Here is a 15,219-nt window from a genome sequence, read left to right as displayed (position 1 = left end):
GGTGCCCTCAGGTGACGCCGGACCGAAAGAGCGCGTCCGGCGGCGGCAAGATGGTTCGACCGAAATCGCATTCAAGAGGTCGCGTAGATTTCCGCGACGATCTTTTTGACGTTGGGATTGGACCGCAAATCAGGCGGAACGGGCGCTACCGTCCCCCCTCGCGACGGGTAAGCGCCGCCACGCAACTCGCGCGGTCGATCGCGCTGCCGTCCGGTTCGCGCGCGTCGAGGTAGGTTACGCGCGGCGCATCCGATCCCTTGGGATAGAGATATGCGTCGAGCACGCAGATCCCGCTCTGGAACTGCAACTTGCGCGCGCTGCCCTCTCGGACGTCCGCGTCGGGCTGGCCGAACAGCTTGGTCAGGCCGGCGGCATCCTGGCCCAGCACGCGCTCGAGCCCGACGCTCGTATACGCGATCGCCGGGCGGCCTACCGCGGGCTTGGCGACGGGGGCCGCGCAGCCCGCCAGTCCGCCGCCGAGCGCCAGCGCGATCCCTATCGTCGTCAATCGCGTCATGATCGGCCTTTGCTCGAATACTGGTGGTGAAAATAATGCGTGGCCATCGCGGCCCCGAGGACGGGCGCCGCGATGTTGACGATCGGAACCACGAACAGCCCGGTGTTCGCAAGTCCCAGCACGAACCGCCCAGGCCGCGTCGTCGCACGCCAGCCCCGCATCGCCGCCGCGTCCATATGCCGCGCCGCGACCATGTCCCCCAGATCGCGCCCGAGCAGCCAGCCATTGACGATGAAGAACGCCGCGGCAGTGCCGACCCCGGTGACGAGCAGCGCGATGTAGACCGGCAGCATGACGAGGTTGACCAGCACGACGCGGGCGGCCGATCGGAGCCCCGTGGCCAGGCTGCGTGCCAAGGGGACGGGGCGGGCGGTGCGCAGGGCTTCGGGATAATGCCGCGCCTCGACCGCTTCGACGACCTCGTCCGCGAAGATCCCGACGACCGCGATCGCGACCGCGCGGAACAGCAGCCACAGCGCCAGGATCGTGACGAACAGCGCGAACGCCGCGACCAGTCCGTCTGCGTGCACGTCGAGCCACGCGGCCAGCGCGGCCTGCGTTCCCCACCATGCGCCGACGCCGAGCAACGCGAAGACGAGCAGCGTCACGACCATCGACTTGACGAACACGCGCAGGATCGGCGGATCGGTAAGCTGGCCGAGCGACAGGAGGAGGGCACGGATCATCGAGCCGGGATGCCGCGCGGTCGCGCGAACGTCAACGCGGCTTTGGATAGCGCGCGCCGCAGGGCCTGAGAACTAGAGCGTTCCTCCGTGTTCGGGAGGGAGGGATCGCAAGGACAGACCATCGCATGCCAGCCGCCGGCGGGCAGATCGCGCCGAGCGAGCACGCAGGGCGAACCCTTATCTCGGTCCTCGGCAGCACATGTCTCCCGCGGCCGGATGGACAGCCTGTTCGGCGAATACGGTGAGCGACCGGCTTCGGATAGCGCGGCGGCTAGCAAATATCGGCCCGATCCGGCACCAGTTCCCGCCCGGACCTGCTGTGACGCTCCGCAGGATACCCTGCGTCACGATAGCGACCGAACGGAGAACAGCATGCCACGTACGATCGTCGATCTGTCGGTATTCCTCGAGAACGACGTGATGTCCGACCCTCCCGGTCATGGTCCTCATATCGAGTATATCGATCACAAGGCGTCGATACCTGGCCTGCTCGGGTTCTTTCCGGGGTTGCAGGCCGCCGATCTGCCCGATGGCGAGGCCTGGGCGATCGAGCGCGTGACGCTCATCACGCATAACGGCACGCATCTCGATGCGCCGTATCATTATGCCTCGACGATGGATGGCGGGAAGCGGGCGATCACGATCGACGAGGTTCCGCTCGACTGGTGCTTCCAGTCCGGCGTGAAGCTGGATTTCCGGCATTTCCCCGATGGCTATGTCGCCAGCGCTGCCGACGTCGAGGCGGAACTACAGAGGATCGGGCACACTTTGTCGCCGCTGGAGATCGTCGTCGTCAACACGCGTGCCGGCATGCGGTTCGGGCATGACGATTATGTTGCGTCGGGGTGCGGGATGGGACGCGATGCCACGCTGTACCTGACCGAGCGGGGCGTTCGCGTCACGGGAACCGATGCTTGGAGCTGGGACGCGCCGTTCGTGCATACCGCCGCCCGATACGCCGAGAGCGGCGATGCGACGCTGATCTGGGAAGGTCACAAGGCCGGGCGTGACATCGGCTATTGTCACATCGAGAAGCTGCACAATCTCGAACAATTGCCAGCGACCGGATTCACGATTGCCTGCTTTCCGGTCAAGATTCGCGCCGCGTCGGCGGGCTGGACCCGCGCCGTCGCGATCCTGGACGGGTGATCGCGCGACGTATCTCGGGCCTATCGAGACGCCGCCCGATCTTTAGCCTCAGCAGAAGCCTGGGTTTCGCTTGAGGTCCTGGCGTGTACCTCTGGTCGCGGCCTCGCTTGCCGCGCCGGTTGCGCCAATCCCTCTCGCGATTTACGGCAACGCTTTCCCGTCCGCCCGGAGACTTCCCCTTGTCCACCCCCACCACCGACGCTCCCACCTACGACGTCGTCGCAATCGGCAATGCCATCGTCGACATCCTCAGCACCGCCGATGACGCGTTCATCGAGGAAATCGGCGTCGCCAAGGGCTCGATGCAGCTCATGTTCTCGTCGGAGGAAGCCGACGCGCTCTACGCCAAGATGGGCCCGGGCATGGAAATCTCCGGCGGCTCGGCCGCCAACACCGTCGCTGGCATCGCTGCGCTCGGCGGCAAATGCGGGTTCATCGGCCAGGTCGCCGACGACCAGCTCGGCCAGGTCTTCGCACACGACGTCCGCAGCATCGGCATCGAGTTCGCCACGCCGGTACGCGCTGGCGACCCGACCACCGGCCGCTGCCTGATCTTCGTGACGCCGGACGGCCAGCGCACGATGAACACCTTCCTCGGTGCGGGCCAGTTCCTCCCCGCCGCCGCGATCGACACCGCGATGATCGCCGACAGCGCGATCCTGTATCTCGAAGGCTATCTCTGGGACCCCGAGGAGCCGCGTGCCGCGATGCGCGCCGCGATCGATTGCGCACGCGGGGCAGGGCGGAAGGTCGCCTTCACGCTCAGCGACGTGTTCTGCATCTCGCGCCACGGTGGTGATTTCCGCCAGCTGCTCAGCGACGGCCTGATCGACATCCTGTTCGCGAACGAAGGCGAACTCGCCGCGCTCGCAGAGACCGAAGACTTCGATGCCGCGGTCGCCAAGATCTCGGCGCAGGTCCCGACGCTGGTCGTCACCCGCGGCGAGCACGGCGCCTGCGCGCTCCAGAACGGTACGCGGGCCGAGGTCAAGGCAGAGCCGATCGCCAAGGTCGTCGACACCACCGGTGCGGGCGATCTGTTCGCGGCGGGCTTCCTCCACGGTCAGGCGCAGGGCTACGACCTGCAGGCGTCGCTGAAGCTCGGTGCGGTCTGCGCGGCCGAGATCATCAGCCATGTCGGCGCCCGCCCGATGGTCGACATGAAGGCACTCGCCGCCAAGCATATCGGCTGATTTGCCACGGCGTCATTCCCGCGAAGGCGGGAACCCATACTGGCTGGCGTGGCGATAGGATCGCAAGACTTGGAGGATATGGGTCCCCGCCTCCGCGGGGATGACGAACGAAATGTTGTCTCAAGACACAAAAAAAAGGGCCGCGGGAGTTTCCTCCCGCGGCCCTTTTTGCGTCCGGTCTCAGTGCGAGCCCGGCGGCGTCATGTCGATGCTCTCGCCGCCATCGGCCATCCCGCGACCCAGATAGCTCTTCCGATAGCCATACAGGAAGTAGATCACGAGGCCGATGCCGCCCCAGATCGGCAGCACCGCCATCGCCTCGAACGGCAGCGAGAAGTACAGCCCGATGCAGCCGACGATCGTCAGCGGCGCGACGACCCAGGCGGCCGGCGTGCGGAACGGGCGGTGCCGGTTCGGCTCGCGCTTGCGCAGGATCAGCAGCGCGATCGCGACCATCATGAACGCGTACAGCGTGCCCGCATTGGCGATGTCGGCGAGCTGGCCGACCGGCAGGAACGCCGCGGCGAACGCCACGAACAGCCCGGTGATCGCGGTCACGATATACGGCGTCTTCCACTTCGGATGCACGCGGCTCAGCACTTCGGGCAACAGGCCGTCACGGCTCATCACGAAGAAGATGCGGGTCTGGCCGAACATCAGGATCAGGATGACCGACGGCAGCGCGAGGCCCGCAGCATAACCCATCCAGTTGCCTACGTTCGCATAGCCGATCTGGCGCAGGACGTGCGCGAGCGCTTCGTTCGAGCAGACCAGCGCCTGCGCGTTGGCCGGAATGAGGCACGCGCGTGCCAGCTCGGGCGACCCGGTCGTGAACGGCACGCCGCTCGCGTCGAACAGCGGCTGGCCACCGATCGTCCCGATCGCGCCTGCCGCGACGAGCATGTAGAACACGGTGCAGATGCCCAGCGACGCGATCAGGCCGATCGGCACGTTGCGTTGCGGATCCTTGGTCTCCTCCGCGGCGGTCGAGACCGCGTCGAAGCCGACATAGGCAAAGAAGATCGTTGCCGCCGCGCCCACGACACCAAGGCCGTTGCTGCCGAGGATGCCCGTGGGCAGGAACGGTTCGAAATTGCCACCATGCGTCTTGGGGAGCGTCAGCGCGACGAACGCGGTCAGTGCGACGACCTTGATCGTCACCAGCACCGCATTGACGCGCGCGCTCTCGGTGGTGCCGATCATCAGCAGCCACGTGACGAGCAGCGAGATGACGACTGCCGGCAAATTGATGAAACCGCCCGGCACGTACGGCCCTGCGGCAAGCCATGTCGGCAGCGTTATCCCGAACGTCTCATGCAGGATCGAGCCCGAGAAATAGCCGGACCAGCCGACCGACACGGCGCTCGCGGCGACGGCATATTCGAGGATCAGGGCCCAGCCGACGGTCCAGGCAAGAAGCTCGCCCATCACCGAATAGGTGTAGGTGTAGGCGGAGCCGGCGACCGGCGCCATCGCCGCGATCTCGGCATAGCAAAGCGCCGCGACGACGCAGACCGCGCCCGCGACGATGAAGCTCAGGATCATGCCCGGCCCGGCCTTCTGCGCGGCGGCGGACGTCAGCACGAAGATGCCCGTGCCGATCACGCAGCCGATGCCGAGCATGGTAAGCTGGAACGCGCCCAGCGATCGGTGGAGCGATTTCTTCTCCGCCGTCGCCAAAATGGCGTCCAGTGATTTTACGCGACCAAAAATCAATTCGGTACCCCCCGGGGATTGCTGGGGCCCGGTCAGAAGGCCCCTTTGCTCAAGCGCCCGAGCCTAATGGCAATTTTATTACGTGCAATCCTTTAGTGGCGGCAAGCTGACCTATCGCGCGAGCATCGGCCCGAAAGGGCGGCCGCCGAAGACATGAACATGCAGATGCGGCACTTCCTGGTTCCCGTGCTGGCCGATATTGGCGAGCAGGCGATAGCCCGGTTCGACCAGTCCCGCCGCGCGCGCCACTGCGCCGACCGCGCGGATGAAACCCGCGATCTCCGCATCGGGTGCATGCGCGGAAAAATCGTCCCACGACACGTACGCGCCCCTCGGGATCACGAGCAGATGCGTCGGCGCCTGCGGGTTGATGTCGTGGAACGCGATCGCGAAGTCGTCTTCGTACACCCGCTTCGACGGGATCTCGCCGCGCAGGATCTTCGCGAAGATGTTCTGGTCGTCGTAAGGCTGGGTAGCGTCGATCGGCATATGTAGTCCCCTCCCGCCTGCGGGAGGGGTTAGGGGAGGGGCGTGCCTTCCCGATCCCGGCGGAGCGTGTGCGTCATGCCCTCCCCCGACCCCTCCCGCAAGCGGAAGCGGAGCAGGTCAGCCCGTCCGCCCGGCCTTCTCGACCAGGCCGCCGACACCCTCGCGTCGCTCCAGTTCCGCGCGCACGTCGTCCAAGCTCAGCCCTGCATCCGCTAGCAACACTGCCAGATGGAACATGAGGTCCGCCGCTTCCGGCACGATGCTCGCTTCGTCGCCCGAGCACGCCGCGATCACCGTCTCGACGGCTTCCTCGCCGAGTTTCTGCGCGATCTTGGGGCGGCCTTTCGCGAACAGGCTCGCGGTGTACGAGGTGTTGGCGGGCGCATCGCGGCGCGCGCGGATGGTCGCTTCGAGGCGGTCGAATACGGGGTCTGCCATGGCGCGCGTGCTGACGCAGCCGGGCAGGCGGGTCAATCCTTGTTCGGTGGGACCTCGTTCGGCGGGGTCTCGTTCGGCGAGCGTTTCCGCACGACAGCACCATCGAGCCCACGAGCCTTGGCAAACCGTTTCCGCAACGCGCGTCGCACCTGCCAGACCGCGATGGCGGCGAACACTAACAGCGCGACATCCGACATTTCATATCCGGTCAACGGATGCGCGACGCCGCTATGTCCGGACTCGACCGCGAGGACCAGAAGCGCCAGCATCCTCGTCAGCTCCTGGCGAGAGGCGGCGCGCCAACCGGCGTGCGTACGGGGATGCCGGCCGCTGCCAGCGCCGCGTGCGCATCGCCGATCGACGCCTGCCCGAAATGGAAGATCGACGCCGCCAGCACCGCGCTCGCATGCCCGTCGCGGATACCTGCGACCAGATCGTCGAGCCCGCCGACTCCGCCGCTCGCCACCACCGGTACGCTCACCCGGTCCGAAATCGCCCGGATCAGATCGAGGTCGTAGCCACTGCGCGTCCCGTCACGGTCCATCGACGTGACCAGCAATTCGCCCGCGCCCAGTTCGGCAAGCTTCAGCGCATGCGCGATCGCATCGATCCCGGTCGCGCGCCGGCCGCCATGCGTGAACACTTCCCAGCCTTCACCGGAACGCCGCGCATCGACGCTGGCGACGCAGCACTGGCTGCCGAACCGCTCGGCAATATCCGCGACCAGTTCCGGCCGCTCCACCGCCGCCGAATTGACCGCAACCTTGTCCGCCCCCGCCAGCAACAGCGCGCGCGCATCGTCCGCCGTCCGCACCCCGCCACCGACCGTCAACGGCATGAAGCACACCGCCGCCGTCCGCCGTACGACGTCGAGGATCGTCCCCCGACCCTCATGGCTCGCGCCGATATCAAGGAAGCACAGTTCGTCCGCGCCGGCCGCGTCATACGCCCGCGCCTGCTCGACCGGATCGCCCGCATCGCGCAGTTCGACGAAGTTCACGCCCTTCACCACGCGCCCATCGGCAACGTCGAGACACGGAATGACGCGCGCGCGAACTGTCATGCGCTGCGCCGCAGAAATGGTTCACGCGGAGACGCGGAGACGCGGAGACGCGGCGGAGCCGCTAAGAATGATTCACGCGAAGGCGCAAAGGCGCGAAGAGTAAGAAGGTTAGACTTCTGCTCACTCTTCGCGCCTTCGCGCCTTTGCGTGAACAAATATCTGCCTGCGGCGCCACAAGTCGTTCTGTGTCCTGCGCGTCTCTGCGCGAAAACACTATCTCCGCGTCTCCGCGTCTCCGCGTGAACCATCATGCGGCCTTAGCCACACTCAAAGCCGCGGCAAGATCGAGCCGACCGTCGTACAACGCCCGCCCCGTGATCACGCCCTCGACGCCATCCCGCACATGCAAAGCCAGCACGTGGATCTCAGCAATCCCCTTAACCCCGCCGCTAGCGATCACAGGAATGTCCACCGACCGCGCAAGATCGACCGTCGCGTCGACGTTGCACCCCTTCAGCATCCCGTCACGCCCGACGTCGGTGAACAGCAACGACGCCACTCCCGCATCCTCGAACCGCCGCGCCAGATCCACCGCGCTCGTGGTCGACACGTCCGCCCAGCCCTTGGTCGCGACCATGCCGTCTTTCGCGTCGACCGCGACGACGATCCCGCCAGGAAAGTCCTTCGCCACGCCGCGCACGAACTCGGGGTCCTCCAGCGCTGCCGTCCCGATCACCACGCGGGAGACACCCAGATCGAACCAGCCCTCGACGCTCGCTCGCGTCCGGATGCCGCCGCCAAGCTGCACGTGTCCCGGAAACTGCGCGACGATCGACCGCACCGCATCGCCGTTGACCGAAGTCCCCGCGAACGCCCCGTCGAGATCGACCACGTGCAGATGCTCCGCGCCCGCGTCGGCGAACAGCATCGCCTGCGCCGCGGGATCGTCGCCGTACACGGTCGCCCGGTCCATATCGCCCTCGGCGAGACGCACCACCTGACCCGCCTTGAGGTCGATCGCAGGAAAGATAATCAGGCTCACGGCCGCCACTCCAGGAAACGTTCGAGCAAGGCCAGGCCATAGCGCTGGCTCTTCTCAGGATGAAACTGCACGCCGATCATCGTGTCGCGACCAATCGCCGCGGTGACGGGACTGGCATGATCGGTGGTCGCGAGGACATCGGCGCCTTCAAAGCCGAAGCTATGCAGAAAATACGCCTCGCCCGGCTCGATCAGCGGATGCGCGACGGAGGGAACGACGTCGTTCCACCCCATATGCGGCACCTTCGCCTCCATCGTCCCCGGCTCAAGCCTGCGCACGCGTCCCGGAACCCAGCCGAGCCCGGCGTGCGTCCCCATCTCTTCCCCCGCATCGGCCATCAACTGCATGCCAACGCAGATCCCGAGAAACGGCGTACCCTCGTCGCGAACCCGTCGGTTCAAAGCCTCGACCATCCCCGGCACAGCACGCAAAGCCGCTGCACAAGCGCCGTACGCGCCCACGCCCGGCAACACGATCCGGTCAGCCTTGGCGACGATATCGGCGTCGGCGGTGACGATCAGATCGACACAACCCGCAGTTCGCAACGCGTTCTCGACCGAATGCAGGTTCCCCGCTCCGTAATCGATTAGTGCCAGCGTCAAATTCCCCTCCCGCTTGCGGGAGGGGTTACAGGAGGGAGTGACATAGCCGCGTCTCCGACGATCGAGGCCAAGCCCTCCCCCGACCCCTCCCGCAAGCGGGAGGGGAGCATCAGAGCATCCCCTTGGTCGACGGAATCGCATCGGCCTTGCGCGGATCGATCTCAATCGCCGTCCGCAGTGCGCGCGCGACGCCCTTGAACGCCGCCTCGGCGATGTGGTGGTTGTTGGTCCCGTACAGCGTCTCGACGTGCAGCGTGATGCCGGCGGCCTGTGCAAAGCTGTGGAAGAAATGCTCGAACATCTCGGTGTCCATGCCGCCCAGGCGTTTCTGCGAGAACAGGTCCTTCCACACCAGCCAGGGCCGCCCGGAAATATCCAGCGCTACCCGCGTCAGCGTCTCGTCCATCGGCGACAACGCATCGCCGTACCGCGCGATGCCGCGTTTATCGCCGAGCGCCTGCGCAAACGCCTGCCCGATTGCGATGCCGGTATCCTCGACGGTGTGATGCTCGTCGATATGCAGATCGCCCTTGGTCCGCACGCGGATATCGATCAGCGAGTGGCGCGACAATTGTTCGAGCATGTGATCGAAGAAACCGACCCCGGTCTCGACGTCGTACACGCCGGTCCCATCGAGGTTCACGGTGACGTCGATCGCCGTCTCGGCGGTGGAGCGGGTAATCGTGGCGGTGCGCATGCCACCTCCCATAACGTCCGCCACGACGCATGCAATCTTGACCGGCATCCGAATGGCGCTACCCAAGGGATATGACCGATGGACTGCCCGATAGCCTGATTCCGTACGACGAGATCGTACAAGAAGCCCTGCGTGCCGTGGTCGGCCGCGTGCTCGGCTCCGTCGCGGAGGCCGGCGGGCTTCCCGGCGAGCATCATTTCTACATCACCTTCAAGACGCAGGCGCCCGGCGTCGACATCCCCAAGCGTCTGATCGAGCGCTTCCCGGACGAGATGACGATCGTCATGCAGAACCGTTACTGGGACCTCATCGTCGACGACGAGCGCTTCTCGATCGGGCTGAGCTTCAACCAAGTCCCGTCGAAGCTGGTGATCCCGTACTCGGCGATCACCGCGTTCCAGGATCCCGCGGTAAGCTTCGAACTCCGCTTCCAGGCGCAGGAGGGTGCGGACGACGCGCTTGGCGACCATGACGAAGCGGAAAACGACGGCCCGACCGCGGTGCCGATCGAGGATGGCTCGAACGTCGTAGCGGTGGATTTCAAGCGGAAGAAGTGACCTAAACTCCCTCGCCCCTACGGGGAGAGGGAAGGGGCCTGCGGCGCTTGCCGTGGGAAGGGAGAGGGGAGTTAGGCTCGGGACGGTTCATCCCAACGGCCCCTCTCCCTTCCGTCGCAAGCGCTCCTCCCTCCCTCTCCCCGAAGGGGCGAGGGACCCACGCAAGCCCCGGAAGGTTCTTTCCCCATGACCACCCGCACAGAAACCGACACGATCGGCCCGATCGAAGTCCCCGCCGCCGCCTATTGGGGCGCCCAGACCGAACGCTCGATCGAGAACTTCCCCTTCGCGTCGCGCGAACGCATGCCGATCGAGATCATCCACGCGCTCGCCCTCGTCAAACAGGCCGCCGCCCGCGTGAACCGCGCCCATGGCCTCGACGAAAAAATCGCCGCCGCGATCGACTCCGCCGCGCAGGAAGTCATCGACGGCAAGCTCAACGACCAGTTCCCCCTCGTCATCTGGCAGACCGGCAGCGGCACGCAGTCGAACATGAACGCCAACGAGGTCATTGCCGGCCGCGCCAACGAAGCCCTCACCGGCACTCGCGGCGGCAAGTCGCCGGTCCACCCCAACGACCACGTCAACATGAGCCAGTCGTCCAACGACAGCTTCCCGACCGCGCTCCACATCGCCGCCGCGATCGCCACCACCCACCGCCTGATCCCCGCGCTCGACAAGCTCCACGCCGCGCTCGACGCGAAGGCCAACGCCTGGGACGACATCGTCAAGATCGGCCGCACCCATCTCCAGGACGCGACGCCACTGACGCTCGGCCAGGAATTCTCCGGTTACGCGAACCAGCTCTACCGCTGCCGTGCCCGCATCGAGCCCGCGATCAGCCACGGCATGGTGATCCTCGCACAAGGCGGCACCGCGGTCGGCACCGGCCTCAACGCCCCCGCCGGCTTTGGCGACGCGATCGCGCACGAACTCGCCGAGATCACCGGCCTGCCGTTCGTCAGCGCGCGCAACAAGTTCGAGGCACTCGCGTCGAACGACCCGCTCGTGCACCTGTCCGGCACGCTCAACACGCTGGCGGTCGCGCTAACCAAGATCGCTAACGACATTCGCCTCTTGGGCTCGGGCCCCCGCTGCGGCTTCGGCGAGATTGACCTCCCCGCGAACGAGCCCGGCAGCTCGATCATGCCGGGCAAGGTCAATCCCACCCAGTGCGAGATGCTGACGATGGTCGCCGGCCAAGTTATGGGCAACCACGTCGCGGTGACGGTCGGCGGGATGCAGGGGCATCTAGAACTGAACGTCTTCAAGCCGCTGATCGGCGCCAACGTCCTCCGCTCGATCGACCTGCTCGCGACGGCAATGGAAGGGTTCGCGGAACGCTGCGTCGACGGCATCGAACCCAATCGCGGGCGGATCGCGGACCTGCTCGACCGCTCGCTGATGCTGGTGACGGCGCTTGCCCCGGAGATCGGCTACGACGCCGCCGCAAAGATCGCCAAATACGCGCACGCCGAAGGCCTGACCCTGAAGGAAGCCGGGCTCGCACTCGGCCTGGTTGACGCCGAAACCTTCGACCGCGTCGTCAAACCCGAGTCGATGCTAGGCCGCTAACCGCCCGTTCTCCTGCGAACGCAGGAGCCCAGGGTACCAAGCGCGCCGCCCGAAACCCTGGACTCCTGCGTGCGCAGGAGAACGCGAGCGTGCGGGAACCCAATCCTCCGCCAAACGCTAACCCGCCACACGGACAGGAGAAATTACGTGGGCGCAACGACCATAGGCGCGCTGATCGGCGCAGGCATCGACTCGCTCAGCGGCGACGACGGCAACGCGGACGGCGCGATCATCGGTGCGATCACCGCCAACGTACTCAAGGTCGTCGTGCCGCTAGCCGTGACCTACGCGATCGGCTGGGCAGTGCTGCGCGGTGCAGCGGAACTCAAGGACCAGGTTTTCGGGGAGTCAGAAGCATGATCGGACGTATTATCAGTGCATTGGTCGGCCGCGAGATGGGCCGTCGCGACGGTTCGGGCGGCGCCTCGGGTGCAGTAAAGGGCGTCGTGGCGATGGGCCTGATGCGCCGCATGGGGCCGCTCGGCATGATCCTCGGCGGCGGTTACGCAGCCAAGAAGGCCTATGACCGCAACAAGGCGCGCAAGGCCGGCTATTAATCCGCCTTCGTAATACCACGCGCGGGCCGCGCATGGGTTGACGCCCATATGCGGTCCGCGGCAAGGGCGCGCATGCCCCACACACTTCCGTCCGACCCGCATGGTTTCCGTCGTCGCGGAGTCCTGTTCGTCCTGTCCTCGCCGTCCGGTGCCGGCAAGTCGACCATCGCGCGCAGATTGCTCGCGGACGAGCACGAACTCGAGATGTCGGTCTCGGTCACCACCCGGTCGATGCGACCCGGCGAAGTCGACGGCAAGGATTACCACTTCACCGACCTCGAGGGCTTTCGCGACATGGTCGCGAAGGACGAGTTCCTCGAATGGGCGCACGTCTTCAACCACCGCTACGGCACCCCGCGCGCGCAGGTCGAGGAGATGCTGGCCGCCGGCAAGGACGTGTTGTTCGACATCGACTGGCAGGGCGCGCAACAGCTGTTCCAGATCGCCGGCGGCGACGTCGTCCGCGTCTTCATCTTCCCGCCCTCGATGGAGGAACTCCACCGCCGCCTCACCAGCCGCGGCACCGATTCGGAAGAAGTGATCGAAGCCCGCATGTCGCGCGCGGCGAACGAGGTGAGCCACTGGGACGGCTATGACTATGTGCTGGTCAACGACGACGTCGACAGCTGCATCCGCGGCGTGAAGACGATCCTTGCTGCGGAGCGCCTCAAGCGCTCGCGCCAGACCGGGCTGATCGGTTTTATCCGCCGGCTGACGCGCTGACCCGCCAACCCGTTCTCCTGCGCACGCAGGAGTCCAGGGTTACAGGCCGTAGCATTTGGTATCCTGGGCTCCTGCGTTCGCAGGAGAACGGTTAGAGCAGTCCCAGAAACTCTACCCCGACCCCGAACTCCTTGCGCTTCAGCTCGCGCAACTGGGTCGCCTGCCAGTCCTCGCCCCACATCTCGACCGACCAGTCCTCGTCGATTCCCGCCGCGCCCCAAGCCGCATCCGCATCGATCTCGCCCTCGATCAGCGCCAGCCCGATCACCAGCGACCCGGTCAACGTCACCACCGGCGACAACCCCGCCAGCCTAAAATCATCATACGCCACGACCGCCTCATGCAACCGCGCGACCGTCGCCGCCGGTTGCGCGACGTGCATCACGCCTGCCGTCACCGCGAACGTCACGTCATACCGCCCCCGCGCCCACGCCAGCAGCGGATCCCAAGACGCCGCCTGCCGCTCGACCAGCTGAGGCGGCCCCTCGGCGCGGTAACAGAGCAGGTCGCTCTCGCCATACGCCGCCATCCGCGCGGCGAACTGCGCCGGATCGTTCGCGATCGGATCGGTCGCCGCGTTCGCCAAGCCCGTCAACGGCATCGTCCGCGGGTCGATCGTCTCGCCAACCGCGCGCCATTCCTCCGCAACCGCCTCGGCCAGCGCATCGCTCGGCAATGCCAGCGGCCGCCGCCCAGGCGTCCGCACCGGCTTGCCGTCGAGCGTCACCACCCGGTCCGCATCGATCGCGACGTCTTTCCAGAACCGCTTCACGCGCCCATTCCGTTCATTCAGGCGTACTCCGCCAGCGATGGGCGAGGCTGCGTGGCACGATCGCGATCATCGCCATCGCCGACAACACGATCGCCGTTCCGAGGATCTTCGGTCCGAGATCATGCGCGCGCGCGATCAGGATCAACCCGAGCAGCGCGCCCGCAACCCCTGCCAGCCGAACGCCGACCAGCACGAACCACCGCCGTTGCGCCAACTTGTCCGCTTCAGTCATGGCCGAGCCACCATGTGCAGTAGGTCCGGCACGGCCGCCGCAACGACATCCGCCCCCGCATCGGAAAGCTCGTGCACGTCGTGATATCCCCACGCGACCCCGACGGCCCGCACCCGCGCCGCGCGCGCCATCGCCATGTCAAAGCTCGTATCGCCGATCATCGCGGTCGTCTCCACGGCAGCACCTGCCTCCGCGATCGCCGCGAACAGCATCGCGGGATCGGGCTTCGACGGATGCCGGTCCGCGGTCTGCAACGTCACGAACCGCTCGGCGATCCCGTGCGCGGCCAGAATATGCGCGAGCCCGCGATCGGACTTACCAGTCGCCACACCAAGCGCCCAGCCGTCGTCGGCGAGCGTCGCCAGCACTTCCGCAATCCCCTCGAACAACGGTTCGTCCGCCAGTTCGCCACTCGCGCGCATCGCATGGAACGCGTTCTTGTAGTCGGTGGCAAGCGACCGGTGCAGCGCCTCGTCCGCCTCCGGCAGCAAGACCTGCATCGCCTCGACGAGACTCAAGCCGACGATTCGCCGGATGTCCGCACGCGGCGGCGGGACCAGTCCGGCCCCCTCAAACGCACGCTCGCACGCGACACAGATATTCGCCTGGCTATCGACGAGCGTCCCGTCGCAATCGAACACGGCAAGACGGATCATGAGATTTTCCAACGCATCGCCGCCTCGTAGATCACGCTTGCGCGCGAGGGAACGCCAAACCGGAACGCGCACGGCTGTGAGCGGTTCGTGTCGGATACCTCTGGAGACTCAACGATGGCGCACGCACAGACCGACACCCCGAACATCTGGGCCGCTGCCGCTGCGGGACTGGTCGCCGGCTTAGCCGCCTCGTTCGTGATGGACCGCTTCCAGGCCGGCGTCGCCGCGCTGTCCTCGTCGGAGAGCGACGCGGAACCTGCGACGGAGAAGGCGGCGGACAAGGTGTCGCAGGTGGTGGTGGGCCACGACATCCCCGACGATCGCAAGCCGCTCGCGGGGCAGGTCGTGCATTATGCGCTCGGGGCAGGGTTGGGGATCGCCTATGCGGTGGCGGCGGAATACCGGCCTTCGGTGACCGCGGGCTACGGCACCGCGTTCGCGGCCGCGACGACGGCGTTGCTCGATGAGGCAGCGGTGCCGGCGGCGGGGCTGGGCGATGCGCCGTGGAACACCGCGCCGACGACGCATCTATATAGCGCGGCGTCGCACATCGTGTTCGGGACGGTGACGGAGGGCGTGCGGCGGTTGCTGCTGGGGTGGCTGAAGTAGGGCGCT

21 protein-coding genes are annotated in these 15,219 nt (G+C 66.5%); 8 read left to right on the top strand and 13 right to left on the bottom strand.

Annotation, left to right across the window (positions count from 1 at the left end):
- Positions 1 to 145: 145 nt before the first annotated feature.
- Positions 146 to 517, bottom strand: coding sequence for a hypothetical protein (locus IFR23_RS05850; protein WP_192145910.1), 372 nt, complete (start codon positions 515 to 517; stop codon positions 146 to 148).
- Positions 514 to 1,203: an EI24 domain-containing protein gene (locus tag IFR23_RS05845; RefSeq protein WP_192975095.1), complete on the bottom strand. Its 690-nt coding sequence runs from the start codon at positions 1,201 to 1,203 to the stop codon at positions 514 to 516. The genes IFR23_RS05850 and IFR23_RS05845 overlap by 4 nt, the downstream gene beginning before the upstream one ends.
- Positions 1,204 to 1,575: 372 nt before the next feature.
- Here IFR23_RS05845 and IFR23_RS05840 point away from each other — a divergent pair, with 372 nt between their 5' ends.
- Positions 1,576 to 2,352 carry a cyclase family protein gene (locus IFR23_RS05840; RefSeq protein ID WP_192975094.1) on the top strand — a complete coding sequence of 259 codons (777 nt, stop codon included), beginning with the start codon at positions 1,576 to 1,578 and terminating at the stop codon, positions 2,350 to 2,352.
- A gap of 179 nt (positions 2,353 to 2,531) precedes the next feature.
- On the top strand, positions 2,532 to 3,545 hold the full coding sequence (locus IFR23_RS05835; protein WP_192975093.1) for an adenosine kinase: 1,014 nt from the start codon (positions 2,532 to 2,534) through the stop codon (positions 3,543 to 3,545).
- A gap of 180 nt (positions 3,546 to 3,725) precedes the next feature.
- On the opposite strand, the gene IFR23_RS05830 is transcribed toward IFR23_RS05835, so the two are convergent.
- From IFR23_RS05830 to hisB, 8 genes are all read right to left on the bottom strand, one after another.
- Positions 3,726 to 5,261, bottom strand: coding sequence for an amino acid permease (locus tag IFR23_RS05830; RefSeq protein ID WP_192975092.1), 1,536 nt, complete (start codon positions 5,259 to 5,261; stop codon positions 3,726 to 3,728).
- A 111-nt stretch (positions 5,262 to 5,372) separates the two neighbouring features.
- Entirely contained in the window at positions 5,373 to 5,750 is a 378-nt protein-coding gene (locus tag IFR23_RS05825) for an HIT domain-containing protein (RefSeq protein WP_192975091.1), read from the bottom strand.
- Positions 5,751 to 5,867: 117 nt separating this feature from the next.
- Positions 5,868 to 6,188, bottom strand: coding sequence for a phosphoribosyl-ATP diphosphatase (locus IFR23_RS05820; RefSeq protein WP_192975090.1), 321 nt, complete (start codon positions 6,186 to 6,188; stop codon positions 5,868 to 5,870).
- A 32-nt stretch (positions 6,189 to 6,220) separates the two neighbouring features.
- Positions 6,221 to 6,457, bottom strand: a complete 237-nt coding sequence (locus IFR23_RS05815; RefSeq protein ID WP_192975089.1) for a hypothetical protein — start codon at positions 6,455 to 6,457, stop codon at positions 6,221 to 6,223.
- 5 nt (positions 6,458 to 6,462) lie between these two features.
- Complete coding sequence (gene hisF / locus IFR23_RS05810) at positions 6,463 to 7,251, bottom strand: imidazole glycerol phosphate synthase subunit HisF (RefSeq protein ID WP_192975088.1); 789 nt, start codon at positions 7,249 to 7,251, stop codon at positions 6,463 to 6,465.
- A gap of 247 nt (positions 7,252 to 7,498) precedes the next feature.
- Positions 7,499 to 8,233: a 1-(5-phosphoribosyl)-5-[(5-phosphoribosylamino)methylideneamino]imidazole-4-carboxamide isomerase gene (gene hisA, locus IFR23_RS05805; RefSeq protein ID WP_192975087.1), complete on the bottom strand. Its 735-nt coding sequence runs from the start codon at positions 8,231 to 8,233 to the stop codon at positions 7,499 to 7,501.
- Complete coding sequence (gene hisH, locus IFR23_RS05800; RefSeq protein ID WP_192975086.1) at positions 8,230 to 8,835, bottom strand: imidazole glycerol phosphate synthase subunit HisH; 606 nt, start codon at positions 8,833 to 8,835, stop codon at positions 8,230 to 8,232. Before hisH ends, hisA begins: the two co-directional genes overlap by 4 nt.
- A gap of 109 nt (positions 8,836 to 8,944) precedes the next feature.
- Positions 8,945 to 9,532, bottom strand: a complete 588-nt coding sequence (gene hisB / locus IFR23_RS05795) for an imidazoleglycerol-phosphate dehydratase HisB (protein WP_132896001.1) — start codon at positions 9,530 to 9,532, stop codon at positions 8,945 to 8,947.
- Positions 9,533 to 9,603: 71 nt separating this feature from the next.
- Between hisB and IFR23_RS05790 the strand changes: the two genes are divergently transcribed.
- The 5 genes from IFR23_RS05790 (at position 9,604) to gmk (ending at position 12,944) form a co-directional block, all read left to right on the top strand.
- Positions 9,604 to 10,089: an SspB family protein gene (locus tag IFR23_RS05790; RefSeq protein WP_056052087.1), complete on the top strand. Its 486-nt coding sequence runs from the start codon at positions 9,604 to 9,606 to the stop codon at positions 10,087 to 10,089.
- Positions 10,090 to 10,275: 186 nt separating this feature from the next.
- The gene (fumC, locus tag IFR23_RS05785) at positions 10,276 to 11,664 is read left to right on the top strand and encodes a class II fumarate hydratase (RefSeq protein WP_192975085.1); all 1,389 of its coding nucleotides are present in this window, start codon (positions 10,276 to 10,278) and stop codon (positions 11,662 to 11,664) included.
- A 147-nt stretch (positions 11,665 to 11,811) separates the two neighbouring features.
- The gene (locus IFR23_RS05780) at positions 11,812 to 12,024 is read left to right on the top strand and encodes a hypothetical protein (RefSeq protein ID WP_056489740.1); all 213 of its coding nucleotides are present in this window, start codon (positions 11,812 to 11,814) and stop codon (positions 12,022 to 12,024) included.
- Positions 12,021 to 12,221, top strand: a complete 201-nt coding sequence (locus IFR23_RS05775; RefSeq protein WP_056052077.1) for a hypothetical protein — start codon at positions 12,021 to 12,023, stop codon at positions 12,219 to 12,221. The genes IFR23_RS05780 and IFR23_RS05775 overlap by 4 nt, the downstream gene beginning before the upstream one ends.
- 72 nt (positions 12,222 to 12,293) lie before the next feature.
- Positions 12,294 to 12,944, top strand: coding sequence for a guanylate kinase (gene gmk / locus IFR23_RS05770; protein ID WP_132737269.1), 651 nt, complete (start codon positions 12,294 to 12,296; stop codon positions 12,942 to 12,944).
- 91 nt (positions 12,945 to 13,035) lie between these two features.
- Here gmk and IFR23_RS05765 read toward each other — a convergent pair whose 3' ends face one another.
- The 3 genes from IFR23_RS05765 to IFR23_RS05755 are packed head-to-tail and all read right to left on the bottom strand — an operon-like array spanning position 13,036 to position 14,604.
- A complete protein-coding gene (locus tag IFR23_RS05765) occupies positions 13,036 to 13,716 on the bottom strand; it encodes an ATP12 family protein (protein ID WP_192975084.1) in 681 nt (226 codons plus the stop codon).
- A gap of 13 nt (positions 13,717 to 13,729) precedes the next feature.
- Entirely contained in the window at positions 13,730 to 13,948 is a 219-nt protein-coding gene (locus IFR23_RS05760) for a hypothetical protein (RefSeq protein WP_192975083.1), read from the bottom strand.
- Complete coding sequence (locus tag IFR23_RS05755) at positions 13,945 to 14,604, bottom strand: HAD-IA family hydrolase (protein WP_192975082.1); 660 nt, start codon at positions 14,602 to 14,604, stop codon at positions 13,945 to 13,947. The genes IFR23_RS05760 and IFR23_RS05755 overlap by 4 nt, the downstream gene beginning before the upstream one ends.
- A gap of 114 nt (positions 14,605 to 14,718) precedes the next feature.
- Between IFR23_RS05755 and IFR23_RS05750 the strand changes: the two genes are divergently transcribed.
- Positions 14,719 to 15,213 (top strand): DUF1440 domain-containing protein, encoded by a 495-nt coding sequence (locus IFR23_RS05750; protein ID WP_192975081.1) that lies wholly within the window; start codon positions 14,719 to 14,721, stop codon positions 15,211 to 15,213.
- Positions 15,214 to 15,219 lie beyond the last annotated feature (6 nt).

Source organism: Sphingomonas sp. CFBP 13603 (genome assembly GCF_014892665.1).
Taxonomy (GTDB): Bacteria; Pseudomonadota; Alphaproteobacteria; order Sphingomonadales; family Sphingomonadaceae; genus Sphingomonas.
Note: the sequence above shows the minus strand (reverse complement) of the source record. Positions and strands in the feature narration are given on the sequence as shown.

Bases quoted from the DNA above. Each gene is read 5' to 3' on its own strand.
- IFR23_RS05850 (WP_192145910.1), bottom strand. From the start codon at position 517: ATGACGCGATTGACGACGATAGGGATCGCGCTGGCGCTCGGCGGCGGA.
- IFR23_RS05845 (WP_192975095.1), bottom strand. From the start codon at position 1,203: ATGATCCGTGCCCTCCTCCTGTCGCTCGGCCAGCTTACCGATCCGCCG.
- IFR23_RS05840 (WP_192975094.1), top strand. From the start codon at position 1,576: ATGCCACGTACGATCGTCGATCTGTCGGTATTCCTCGAGAACGACGTG.
- IFR23_RS05825 (WP_192975091.1), bottom strand. From the start codon at position 5,750: ATGCCGATCGACGCTACCCAGCCTTACGACGACCAGAACATCTTCGCG.
- IFR23_RS05820 (WP_192975090.1), bottom strand. From the start codon at position 6,188: ATGGCAGACCCCGTATTCGACCGCCTCGAAGCGACCATCCGCGCGCGC.
- IFR23_RS05815 (WP_192975089.1), bottom strand. From the start codon at position 6,457: ATGCTGGCGCTTCTGGTCCTCGCGGTCGAGTCCGGACATAGCGGCGTC.
- hisF (WP_192975088.1), bottom strand. From the start codon at position 7,251: ATGACAGTTCGCGCGCGCGTCATTCCGTGTCTCGACGTTGCCGATGGG.
- hisB (WP_132896001.1), bottom strand. From the start codon at position 9,532: ATGCGCACCGCCACGATTACCCGCTCCACCGCCGAGACGGCGATCGAC.
- IFR23_RS05790 (WP_056052087.1), top strand. From the start codon at position 9,604: ATGACCGATGGACTGCCCGATAGCCTGATTCCGTACGACGAGATCGTA.
- fumC (WP_192975085.1), top strand. From the start codon at position 10,276: ATGACCACCCGCACAGAAACCGACACGATCGGCCCGATCGAAGTCCCC.
- IFR23_RS05775 (WP_056052077.1), top strand. From the start codon at position 12,021: ATGATCGGACGTATTATCAGTGCATTGGTCGGCCGCGAGATGGGCCGT.
- gmk (WP_132737269.1), top strand. From the start codon at position 12,294: ATGCCCCACACACTTCCGTCCGACCCGCATGGTTTCCGTCGTCGCGGA.
- IFR23_RS05760 (WP_192975083.1), bottom strand. From the start codon at position 13,948: ATGACTGAAGCGGACAAGTTGGCGCAACGGCGGTGGTTCGTGCTGGTC.
- IFR23_RS05755 (WP_192975082.1), bottom strand. From the start codon at position 14,604: ATGATCCGTCTTGCCGTGTTCGATTGCGACGGGACGCTCGTCGATAGC.
- IFR23_RS05750 (WP_192975081.1), top strand. From the start codon at position 14,719: ATGGCGCACGCACAGACCGACACCCCGAACATCTGGGCCGCTGCCGCT.